This window comes from Arthrobacter sp. StoSoilB19 (assembly GCF_019977275.1).
Classification (GTDB): domain Bacteria; phylum Actinomycetota; class Actinomycetes; order Actinomycetales; family Micrococcaceae; genus Arthrobacter.
The window spans coordinates 2,566,941-2,578,443 of the sequence record NZ_AP024650.1; the positions used below are offsets into that span (position 1 = coordinate 2,566,941).

The following is an 11,503-nucleotide window of genomic DNA, read 5'->3' on the forward strand; positions in this document are numbered from 1 at the left end:
CCCAAGCAAGCAGCGCCAGGTGTCGTTCTGAGAGGTCAAAACGACACCTGACGCTGCGTTGCCGGGGAACTGCTACTTGCCCAGGAACTTGTCGAAGCCCTTGGGGAGGTTCAGCTGGGACGGGTCGAAGTCCCCGCCCTGCTGGCCGAAGGCGGCGCCCGTAGGCAGCGCCTTGGCGGCGTTGGCACGGCGGGCTTCCGCTTCCTTGCGCTCCTGGGCAGCCTTGGCCGGGTTGCCGGACTTTGCCTTCTTCTTGGGCGCGTTCTTGGCGTTCTTCCGGGCACCGCCGCCGGCGCCGGGCAGGCCAGGCATCCCCGGCATTCCCGGCATGCCGCCCTGGGCCATCTTCTTCATCATCTTCTGGGCCTGGGCGAAGCGCTCCAGCAGGCCGTTGACCTCGGAGACGTGGACGCCGGAACCACGGGCGATGCGTGCCCGCCGTGAACCGTTGATGATCTTCGGCGCCAGCCGCTCGTGCGGTGTCATGGAGCGGACGATTGCCTCGACGCGGTCGATCTCGCGTTCGTCGAACTGTTCCAGCTGCTGCCGGATGTTCTGTGCACCCGGCATCATCATGAGCATCTTCTTCATGGAGCCCATGTTGCGGATCTGCTGCATCTGGGCCAGGAAGTCCTCGAGGGTGAAGTCTTCCTGGTCGGCGAACTTCTTCGCCATCCGGGCGGCCTCATCCTTGTCCCAGGCCTTTTCGGCCTGTTCGATGAGGGTGAGGATGTCGCCCATATCCAGGATGCGCGAGGCCATCCGGTCCGGGTGGAAGAGTTCGAAATCGTCCAGGCCTTCGCCGGTGGAGGCGAACATGACCGGCTTGCCGGTGACCGACGCGACTGAAAGAGCGGCACCGCCTCGGGCGTCGCCGTCGAGCTTGGACAGCACGATGCCCGTGAAGTTCACGCCTTCGTCGAAGGCGAGGGCCGTGTTCACGGCGTCCTGGCCGATCATGGAGTCGATCACGAACAGGACTTCGTTGGGCACGATGGCACGGCGGATCTGGCGCGCCTGTTCCATCATGTCGGCGTCCACGCCCAAGCGGCCGGCCGTGTCAACGATGACGACGTCGTGCAGCTTCTGGCGTGCTTCCTCGACGCCGGCGCGGGCGACGGCGACGGGGTCGCCGGCGGGCTGGTCCAGCTCGGTGGAGGTGGCACCCGGGTGCGGGGCGAAGACGGGGACCTTTGCCCGCTGGCCCACCACCTGGAGCTGGGTGACGGCGTTAGGGCGCTGCAGGTCGCAGGCCACCAGCATGGGGCTGTGCCCCTGGGCCTTCAGCCACTTGGACAGCTTGCCCGCAAGGGTGGTCTTGCCGGCACCCTGGAGGCCGGCGAGCATGATGACGGTGGGGCCGTTCTTGGCCAGCCGGATCCGCCGGGTTTCGCCGCCCAGGATCTCGACGAGTTCCTCATTGACGATCTTGACGATCTGCTGGCCGGGGTTCAGTGCCGCAGAGACCTCGGCACCCAGGGCGCGTTCACGGACCCGGCCAGTGAACTCACGCACAACGGGAACGGCAACATCGGCGTCCAGAAGCGCGCGGCGGATCTCCCGGACGGTGGCATCGACGTCGGCCTCGGTGAGCCTGCCTTTACCGCGGAGATTCTTGAAGGTTGCTGTCAACCGGTCAGAGAGTGAATTGAACACGCGACGTGCACTTCTTTCAGTGGATGATCGGGACTCGACTATCTAGGGTATCAAGTCAGGCCCGGTAGGTGGCATGCTGGCAAAATGACGAGCCAAACGACTGTGAAGACCCTGCTCATCCTCGGCGCCTCGGGCGACCTCACCGGCCGGCTCCTCCTGCCCGGCCTGGCGCGGCTCGTTGCCGCAGGCCGCGCGGAGGGCCTCACCCTGGTGGGGGCAGGCTCGGATCCGTGGACGCCGGAACAATGGCGGGAGCGGGTCCAGGCATCGTTCGCTGCTGCAGCCGGCGCGGCAGACAGTTCCGGAAAGGACGCCCTCGAGCTGCTGCAGAAGGAGACGGCGTACCACCAGGTGGACGTCACGGCCAAGGGTGCCCTGGCCGCCCTGCTCGCGGGGCTGGAAGGCCCGGTGGCCGTTTACTTTGCGTTGCCGCCCCGGATCAGCCAGCAGGCATGCGAGACGCTCCAGCCGGAAGAGGTTCCGGAAGGCACCCGCCTGGTAATGGAGAAGCCCTTCGGCTTCAGCGAGGAATCGGCCCGGTCGCTGAACCGGACCCTGGCACGGCTGGTCCCCGAAGACCATATCCACCGGGTTGACCATTTCCTGGGCAAGGCCACCGTCCTGAACATCCTGGGCCTTCGGTTCGCCAACAACTTCCTTGAGCCGGTATGGAACAGGCAGCACGTGGAAAAGGTGGAGATCTTTTTCGATGAGGACCTGGCCCTGGAAGGCCGAGCGCGCTACTACGACGGCGCCGGCGCCCTCCGGGATATGATCCAGAGCCACCTCCTGCAGGTCATGGCGATCATGGCCATCGAACCTCCGGCCACCATCGGCGAGCGCGACCTCCGCGACGCCGTCTCCACCGTCCTGCGGGCCAGCAGCGTCAGTGCCCCCTTCACTGGCTCAACGCGCAGGGCCCGCTACACCGCCGGTTCCGTGGCAGGCAAGGACGTCCCGGACTACGCCAAGGAGGAAGGCGTGGATCCCGGAAAGGGAACCGAAACCCTTGCCGAAATCCAGGTGGGCATCGACAACTGGCGCTGGCGGGGGGTTCCCTTCATCCTGCGTTCCGGCAAGGCCCTGGGCGACAAGCGCAAGGAAGCGGTGGTCACCTTCCTTCCGGTGCCACACCTGCCCCAGGGCTTTACCGGGGTGGACTCCCCCAACCAGCTCCGGATCGGTTTCGGCCCGGACACACTGGAGTTCGACGTCGACGTCAACGGTCCGGGAAACATCTTCAGCCTGGGCCGGGTCACCCTGGAAGCCGAACTGAGCGCCTCCGATCTCCTGCCCTACGGCGAAGTGCTGGAAGGCGTGCTGACCGGCGATCCGTTGCTGTCCGTCCGGGGAGACACTGCAGAGGACTGCTGGCGGATTGTTGAGCCGGTCCTCAAGGCGTGGGAGCGCGGGGACGTCCCGCTTGAAGAGTACGACGCCGGTTCGGCCGGCCCGGCATCCTGGCCCACCAACCGCTCAAAGGACTGAGCAGTCCGCGGCAGCACCGGCAGCGTTAACAACAGGCAGGGCGGGAACCTTTCGGTTCCCGCCCTGCCTGTCTTTATGGTTCCGTGCCGGTGCCTAGATGGCGGCCACTCCGCGTTCCCCGGTCCGGACCCTAACTGCTTCATGGACATCGATGGTCCAGACCTTGCCGTCCCCGGCCCTGCCGGTATTGGAACTGGCAATGATCACATCCAGGATGTCGTCTGCCTGCTCGTCCGTGGCCAGGACTTCCACCCGGATCTTGGGCAGGAGGTCCACGTTGTATTCGGCTCCGCGGTAGACCTCGGTGTAGCCGCGCTGCCGGCCGTATCCGCTGGCTGCGCTGACGGTCAGGCCCTGAACACCATAGGATTCCAGTCCCTCCCTGATGGCTTCGAGCTTTTCCGGCCGGACGATTGCAGTAATCAGTTTCATGCCCCCACGCTTTCCTTACCTGTTGCTGACTGTGACTTCTGCGTGCCCGGCGTCCCCTGGACTGGCGCGTGGGACTCGCCCTGGCCCTTGCCGGTGATCATGTCGTGCAGCGGCTGGAAGCTTCCGCCGTGTCCGCTCAGTCCGAACTCGTAGGCAGTCTCGGCGTGCAGGCTGAGGTCCACACCCACCGTTTCCTGTTCCTGCGAGACCCGGAAGCCCATGGTCTTGTGGATGGCCAGCGCAATGATGGCCGTCAGGACTGCGGAGTAGGCGATGGCGACGCCGGCTGCCGCGAGCTGCGCCCAGAGCTGGGTCAGTCCGCCGCCGTAGAAGAGGCCGCCGCCAACACCGTCGGTGGGCAGTGCGATGAAGCCGAGCGCCACGGTGCCGATGATGCCGGACACCAGGTGCACGCCGACGACGTCCAGCGAGTCATCGAAGCCCCAGCGGAACTTCAGGCCGACTGCCAGGGCGGAGGCTACGCCGGCCACGACGCCCAGGCCGAGTGCACCGACGGGGCTGACGTTGGCGCAGGCCGGGGTGATGGCGACGAGGCCGGCCACCACGCCGGATGCGGCGCCGAGGGAAGTGGGGTGTCCGTCGCGGATCCGTTCGGTGACCAGCCAGCCGAGCATGGCTGCTGCCGGGGCTGCGAGGGTGTTGATCCAGATCAGACCCCCCTGTTCGGCAGTGGTGGCTGCACCGCCGTTGAAACCGAACCAGCCGAACCACAGGATGGCTGCGCCGAGCATGACGAACGGGATGTTGTGCGGGCGGTGGTTGGGGTCCTTGCCGAAGCCCTTGCGGTTGCCGATGATGAGGACGAGGATGAGCGCCGCCACACCTGCGTTGATGTGGACCACGGTGCCGCCGGCGAAGTCGATGGCGGGGCCGAGGGCCTTGCCGATGGCGCCTTCGGGGCCGAAGAGTCCGCCGCCCCACACCATGTACGCCAGCGGGCAGTAGACGAGCGTGACCCACACGGGAACGAAGACGGACCAGGCGCCGAACTTGGCGCGGTCGGCGATGGCGCCGCTGATCAGTGCCACGGTGATGATGGCGAAGGTGGCGGCGTAGCCAACCTTGATCAGACCGTCAGGGGTGGTGATGCCCTCAAGGCCGAATGTGGCGAACGGGTTGCCCACGATCTCCAGGAAGCCTTCACCGGAGCTCATGGACGCGCCCCACAGCACCCAGACAACACCCACCATGCCGATGGAGATGAAGCTCATCATCATCATGTTCAGTGCTGCCTTGGCGCGGGTCATGCCGCCGTAGAAAAATGCCAGACCGGGTGTCATGAACAGCACAAGGGCTGCCGCCACCATGACCCAAACGTGACCTGCGGTAAGTTCCATGGTGCACGTCCTCTCTCATCGAATCTTGCGGAGTACTCCGCCTGCCAACGCCTTTTTGCGTCCTGTAATGAGTTTGTGGGCGGCGTGTTTCGCCCGCGGAGGATTTAGATTGCGGGCCTGTTACAACAACCTCTAGGAAGTAAATGGTGCATATCCGCCTTGTTACGGTTATGTTTCCGCACCCGCGCAGCCACCCGGCTCCCTTTCCTGCAAGGACTCCTTCACAATGACGGCAACACCCCGCGAAAGCGGCGCCACTTCGAGGTTTTTGGCCCGGCTAAGGCCTCGGCGGGAGAAACTTCCCCGCGACATTAAGGTGATGCTGGCCGCGGCGTTCCTGATTGCGCTTGGATTCGGGCTCGTTGCGCCTGTATTGCCGCAGTTCGCAACAACCTTCGGCGTAGGGAACACCGAGGCAGCCGTCATCGTGGCGATCTTTGCCTTCATGCGCCTTGCCTTTGCACCCGCCGGCGGAGCACTGATCGGCAAGCGCGGTGAACGGCCCGTCTATGTCGCTGGGCTGTTGATCGTGGCCTTGTCCACGGCGGCCTGCGCCTTTGCGCAGGACTATTGGCAGTTGCTGCTGTTCCGCGGCCTTGGCGGAGCCGGGTCCGTGATGTTCACGGTGGCATCGATGGCCCTGGTGGTCCGCCTGGCCCCACCCCAGAGCAGGGGCAGGGTCTCAGGTGCCTATGCGTCCGCTTTCCTGATCGGGAATGTGTGCGGGCCGATTGTGGGCGGTCTGCTGGCGGGGCTGGGCCTGCGGGTCCCGTTCCTTGCCTACGCCGGGGCCCTGCTCGTTGCCGCGTTTGTGGTGCAGACCCAGCTCAGCCACCAGCGCCGGGGCGGCGGTGAAACCCAGCACCGTCCGCCGGACATGCGCTTTGGCGAAGCCGTGGCTGCCGGAACCTACCGGTCGGCCCTGCTGTCCAGCTTTGCCAACGGGTGGGCCACGTTTGGCGTCCGCATGGCAACGGTGCCGCTGTTCGCCGCGGCAGCCTTCGGGGCAGGACCGCAGGCGGCCGGACTGGCGCTGGCAGTCTTCGCTGCCGGGAACGCCGCCGCGCTGACCTTCTCGGGGCGGCTGGCGGACTCCCTGGGGCGCAAGCCGATGATGATCTCCGGCCTGCTGGTGGCAGCCTTCGCGACTGCGGCGATCGGCTTGACCTCCGACCTGCCCTGGTTCCTTGCCGCATCGACGCTTGCCGGCGTCGGGTCCGGCCTTTTCGGCCCGGCGCAGCAGGCCGCCGTCGCCGATGTCATTGGGAACGCACGCTCCGGCGGCAAGGTCCTGGCCGTCTACCAAATGACGTCCGACGTCGGAGCGATCGTCGGACCGGTGGCGGCCGGGCTGCTCGCGGACCGGCTGGGTTTCGGCTGGGCTTTCGGCGTGACCGGCGGCGTCATGCTCCTGGCCGCCGTCGGTTGGCTGCCCACCCGCGAAACACTCCGGGTTAAACCCAACTAGCCCGCAGTTGTTGTCGTTTTGAGGGCTCAAAACGACAACTAATGCGAGCTGGTTGGGCTGGCTTAGCTAGTTCAGCAGGGCGTCGACAAAGCCTTCGGTGTCGAACGGGGCCAGGTCGTCGGCGCCTTCGCCGAGTCCGATGAGTTTGACGGGCACGCCGAGCGTCTTCTGGATGGCGACGACGATGCCGCCCTTCGCGGTTCCGTCCAGTTTGGTCAGGACGATGCCGGTGATGTTGACAACCTCCGAAAAGACCCGCGCCTGGTTCAGGCCGTTCTGGCCGGTGGTGGCATCCAGAACCAGCAGGACCTCGTCCACCTCGGCCAGCTTCTCCACCACGCGCTTGACCTTGCCCAGTTCGTCCATCAGGCCCACCTTGTTCTGGAGGCGGCCGGCGGTGTCGATCATGACAACGTCCACTTCCTGCTCAATGCCTGCCTTCACGGCCTCGTAGGCAACGGAGGCGGGATCGGCGCCGTCGATGTCCGACTTCACGGTGGGGACGCCGACGCGCTGCCCCCACGTGGCCAGCTGTTCCGCCGCGGCGGCGCGGAACGTGTCCGCGGCACCCAGCAGGACGTCCTTGTCCTCTGCCACCAGCACGCGCGCCAGCTTGCCGACGGTGGTGGTCTTGCCGACGCCGTTCACGCCCACCACCATCATCACGGCAGGCCTGTCCGCATGGCGCTGGACGTTCAGGCTGCGGTCCATGGAGGGGTCGACAAGCTTGATGAGCTCTTCACGGAGCATGGCCTTGACGTGTTCGGGGGTGCGGGTGCCCAGCACCTTGACCCGTTCGCGCAGGGCATCCACCAGCTGCATGGTGGGTTCGGTTCCCAGGTCCGCGAGGAGGAGTGTCTCCTCCACCTCGTCCCAGACGCTCTCATCGATCCGGTCGCTGGACAGCAGCGCCAGCAGGCCCTTGCCCATGATGTTGTTGGAGCGGACCAGCCGCTCACGGAGGCGGGTGAGGCGGCCCGCGACAGGCAGCGGTGTTTCGACGGGAATGGTTTCCAGCCCGGCAGCGTCGTCCGGAACCGTAGTGGTGTCAAGCCCTTCGAGGTCCACGCCCGCGGGCGCCGTGCGTTCGATTGGTCCGGCGCTGTCCGCTACGGCGGTGCTGCCGCCGGAGCGGACCTCAGGATCGTTGGCATCCCGCGTGCCGGGGTACCGGGTGATGTTCCTCCGCGTCTTGAGCAGGACCGGAATCAGGCCGCCGATGACCACCAGCGCAACAAGAATGGACAGGACAATGGGAAGGATGTCATTCACTCCCCTAGCTTCTCACAAACGGCCTGCCCGGTTCGGGCGCGCAGCCCGCCCCTGACCTGCCCCAATGCGGCGCCCCCGCGGCCGCCGGACGCCGGCGGGTCCTGCTACACCTCGGAAACGAGCCGCTGGCTGATCACCGTGGAAACGCCGTCGCCCCTCATGGTGACGCCGTACAGTGCGTCCGCCACCTCCATGGTCCGCTTCTGGTGGGTGATGACGATGAGCTGGCTGGACTCCCGAAGTTCCTCGAAGATGGTGATCAACCGGCCGAGGTTGGTGTCGTCCAGCGCCGCCTCCACCTCGTCCATGACGTAGAACGGCGAGGGCCGCGCCTTGAAGATGGCCACCAGCAGCGCCACCGCGGTAAGGGACCGCTCGCCTCCGGAGAGCAGGGACAACCGTTTAATTTTCTTGCCCGCAGGACGGGCCTCCACCTCGATGCCTGTGCTGAGCATGTCCCCCGGGTCCGTGAGGACCAGGCGGCCCTCGCCGCCGGGAAAGAGCCGCTCAAAAACCCGGACAAACTGGACCTGGGTGTCCTCGAACGCCTCGGCGAAGACGCGCTGGACCCGGTCGTCCACTTCCTTGATGATGTCCAGCAGGTCCCGGCGGCTGGCCTTCAGGTCCTCAAGCTGGGTGCTGAGGAACTGGTGCCGCTCCTCCAGTGCCGCGAATTCCTCCAGGGCCAGGGGGTTGACCTTGCCCAGGCTGGCGAGGTCGCGTTCAGCTTTGCGCAGCCGTTTCTCCTGCTCCTGCCGGACGTACGGCTTCCCTTCCCGGATTTCTTCCCCGCCGGCGTCAACGGGAGCCCGCAGCGCGGCCCACTTGTCGCCGGTCTCCTCCGCAGGCACGGGAACCGGGACGTGCGGCCCGAACTCTGCCACCAGCGCTTCGGGGGTGATGCCCAACTCGTCCACGGACCGGGATTCCACCGCCTCGATCCTGGCCCGCTGCTGCGCACGGGCCAGCTCATCCCGGTGCACGTTGTCGGTGAGGTCGGCCAGTTCGCGGGCCAGGGCGTCGTTGGCTTCCCGGATGTCCCGAAGCCCACGGTCACGCTGTTCGCGGTTTTCCTCGGCCAGGTCCCGTTCGTGCCGGGCGAGGTCCACCGATACGTCCACGTAACGCAGTGCCAGTTCCGCCGCGGCGGAAACGGCGGCCGCACGCCTGGCCTGGATGCGGCGGCGCCGGGCACGCTGGGCTGCTTCCTCCCGGGCACGGCGTTCGGTGGCGGCGGCGCGCTCCAGGGACGCCACCCTGTTGCGGGTTGCCGCCAGCTGCTCTTCGGCGCTGCGCAGGGATAACCGCGCCTCCACTTCCGCTGCACGGGCGGCGGATGCGGCACGGGCCAACGCGTCCCGCTGTTCGGTGGAGGGCTCCTCTTCAACCGGAGCCTCCTGGGCGGCGGCCAGCCGGGCCGTGATGGCAGCGAGCGCCTCCTCCTCCGCGGCAACGTTCTCCGCAGCGCGTGCCAGGGAGGCCGCCAGGCGGTCGCTCTCACCGACGGCGCTGCGCAGGACCGAATTCAGGTGGCCCAGGCGTTCGGCCACGGCGGCCAGGCGGGCATCGGATTCGTGCAGTTTGTCCAGGGCAGCGTCCGCCTCCTCCTGCGCTCCGGCGCGGCGCGCCTCGGCGGCGGCCAGGGCGAACCTGTTCCGCTCCAGGTCTGCCGTGACCGCCGAAAGGCCACGGTCGGCGTCGTCCACCGCCGCCTGCACCTCAAGGAGGGAGGGCGCCTTGGCAGAACCGCCGGCAACGGATACGGCGGTGAACACGTCCCCCTCGCGGGTGACCGCCGTGAGTCCGGGCAGCCCGGCCACCAGCGCAGCCGCGGCGTCGATGCCTGTGACGACGGCGGTTCCGGACAGCAGGTGCCGGACCAGCGGGATGTGCTCCGCAGGTCCGTCCACCAGGTCGGCGGCCCATTGCGCACCATCGGGCAGCGGCACTGCTTTGGGGGCGGCCGCTCCTCCCGGCGTGGACTCCGTGGCGGGGTCACCCAGGTGGCCTGCCACCGCTGATGCGAGGAGCAGCGACGCCCGCCCGGCGTCGTCGTCCTTGAGCACCTTCAGGACGGCGGCCGCCGTGTCCTGATCCTGGACGAGGACTGCCTCGGAGGCCTCTCCCAGCGCGGCAGCGACCGCCGCCTCGTAACCACCCTGCACGCTGATCCCGGCCGCCAGGCTGCCCAGCACCCCGGACAGCCCTGACTCCAGTACGTGCCTGGCACCGTCCTTGCGGTCCAGGCCGAGCTTAAGAGCGTCGAGCCGGGCGGCAAGGGCGTCCCGCTTGCGGACGCCTTCGTTGACGGCGGCCTTGAGCCGGGCAATCTCCTGAAGGACCGCATCAAGTGCTTCACTGGCGGCCTCGTAATCGGCGTCGAGGGATTCCTCCCCTTCCTCCACGCCGGCCACCTGGTTTTCCAAGGCCGTGAACTCGGCCTGGGCGCGCGCCCGCCGTTCCGTGCCGGCGGCAAGGGACTCCCGCAGCCGGCCCAGTTCTGCCTGCGCGGACTCTACCCGGGACCGCGCCGCCGCCACTTGTCCGGCCAGGCGGGCCAGGCCCTCCCGCCGGTCCGCGGCAGCCCGGAGCTGGGCAGTGAGCCGCCGGTCCTCAGCCACGGCCGCCTGCTCGGCGTCGGCCTTGGCGGCGCTGGCCGCCTCCAGGGTGGTGCGCCTGGCCTGGATGTCCTGTTCAAGCTCAGCCAGCTCCTGCCGCACCCTGGCTGCCTGGCGCTCGAGCTGTTCGGGATCCCGGCCGGAAACCGGCGCGGCATCGTCGGAACCCAGCAGGCGGCTGCGCTCGGTGGCCAGCGAACCGAGCGCCCGGAGGCGCTCGCGTGCAGTGGACAGCCGGTACCAGGTGTCCCGCGCCGCGTTGAGGCGGGGCGTGGCTTCGGCCGCCAGCTGCTCCAGTGCCGCCTGCTGCCGGCGCCCGGCTTCGAGTTCCTGTTCGACGGCGGTCCGGCGGGCTTTGAGCGCTGCCTCGTCCGCCACGTCCTGCTCCAGTGCCTGCTGCAGCTGGACGAGGTCATCGGCGAGCAGCCGGGCACGGGCGTCCCGGACGTCGAACTGGACGCGCTGGGCACGGCGGGCCACTTCGGCCTGTTTGCCAAGGGGAGTCAGCTGGCGGCGGATCTCGCCGGTGAGGTCGGTAAGGCGCTGGAGGTTGGCCTGCATCGCCTCCAGCTTCCGGACGGTCCGTTCCTTGCGCCGACGGTGTTTGAGGATTCCGGCCGCCTCCTCGATGAAGCCGCGGCGGTCCTCGGGGGTGGCGTGCAGCACGCGGTCCAGCTGGCCCTGGCCCACGATGACATGCATTTCCCGGCCCAGCCCGGAGTCGGAGAGGAGCTCCTGGATATCCAGCAGCCGGCAGGAGGCACCGTTAATGGCATATTCTGAGCCGCCCGTCCGGAAGAGTGTCCGGGAGATGGTGACTTCGCTGTATTCGATGGGGAGGGCGCCGTCGGTGTTGTCGATGGTCAGCGAAACGTGGGCCCGTCCCAGGGGCGGCCGCCCGGACGTCCCGGCAAAAATGACATCCTCCATTTTGCCGCCGCGGAGGGTCTTGGCCCCTTGCTCCCCCATGACCCAGGCCAGGGCGTCCACCACGTTGGACTTGCCGGATCCGTTGGGACCCACGACGGCGGTGACCCCGGGTTCGAAGTCGAAGGTGGTGGCAGAGGCAAAGGACTTGAACCCCCGGACGGTGAGGCTTTTGAGGTGCAAGGCTTTTCTGGTCTCCTGGAGCGGATAGGGCACTTTTGCTGGAACCGGCTCACTACAATCTACTGGGCAGGACCGACATTTCCCGGCAGCAGCCCCCGGAA

General features: G+C 67.5%; 7 protein-coding genes. 2 read left to right on the forward strand and 5 right to left on the reverse strand.

Annotated elements, in window-relative coordinates; genetic code table 11:
- Positions 1 to 72: 72 nt before the first annotated feature.
- Entirely contained in the window at positions 73 to 1,656 is a 1,584-nt protein-coding gene (gene ffh, locus LDO86_RS11825; protein ID WP_018768292.1) for a signal recognition particle protein, read from the reverse strand.
- 84 nt (positions 1,657 to 1,740) lie between these two features.
- On the opposite strand from ffh, the gene LDO86_RS11830 reads away from it, so the two are divergent.
- The gene (locus LDO86_RS11830) at positions 1,741 to 3,144 is read left to right on the forward strand and encodes a glucose-6-phosphate dehydrogenase (protein ID WP_026265613.1); all 1,404 of its coding nucleotides are present in this window, start codon (positions 1,741 to 1,743) and stop codon (positions 3,142 to 3,144) included.
- A 93-nt stretch (positions 3,145 to 3,237) separates the two neighbouring features.
- Here LDO86_RS11830 and LDO86_RS11835 read toward each other — a convergent pair whose 3' ends face one another.
- Positions 3,238 to 3,576 (reverse strand): P-II family nitrogen regulator, encoded by a 339-nt coding sequence (locus LDO86_RS11835; RefSeq protein ID WP_018768294.1) that lies wholly within the window; start codon positions 3,574 to 3,576, stop codon positions 3,238 to 3,240.
- A complete protein-coding gene (locus tag LDO86_RS11840; RefSeq protein ID WP_018768295.1) occupies positions 3,573 to 4,934 on the reverse strand; it encodes an ammonium transporter in 1,362 nt (453 codons plus the stop codon). The genes LDO86_RS11835 and LDO86_RS11840 overlap by 4 nt, the downstream gene beginning before the upstream one ends.
- 226 nt (positions 4,935 to 5,160) lie before the next feature.
- On the opposite strand from LDO86_RS11840, the gene LDO86_RS11845 reads away from it, so the two are divergent.
- Positions 5,161 to 6,402, forward strand: a complete 1,242-nt coding sequence (locus LDO86_RS11845; RefSeq protein WP_026265614.1) for an MFS transporter — start codon at positions 5,161 to 5,163, stop codon at positions 6,400 to 6,402.
- Positions 6,403 to 6,468: 66 nt separating this feature from the next.
- Here the strand turns inward: LDO86_RS11845 and ftsY are convergent, their stop codons facing one another.
- Together ftsY and smc are read right to left on the reverse strand one after the other, a co-directional pair.
- Positions 6,469 to 7,674, reverse strand: coding sequence for a signal recognition particle-docking protein FtsY (gene ftsY / locus LDO86_RS11850; RefSeq protein ID WP_018768297.1), 1,206 nt, complete (start codon positions 7,672 to 7,674; stop codon positions 6,469 to 6,471).
- A gap of 104 nt (positions 7,675 to 7,778) precedes the next feature.
- A complete protein-coding gene (gene smc / locus LDO86_RS11855) occupies positions 7,779 to 11,402 on the reverse strand; it encodes a chromosome segregation protein SMC (RefSeq protein WP_018768298.1) in 3,624 nt (1,207 codons plus the stop codon).
- Positions 11,403 to 11,503 lie beyond the last annotated feature (101 nt).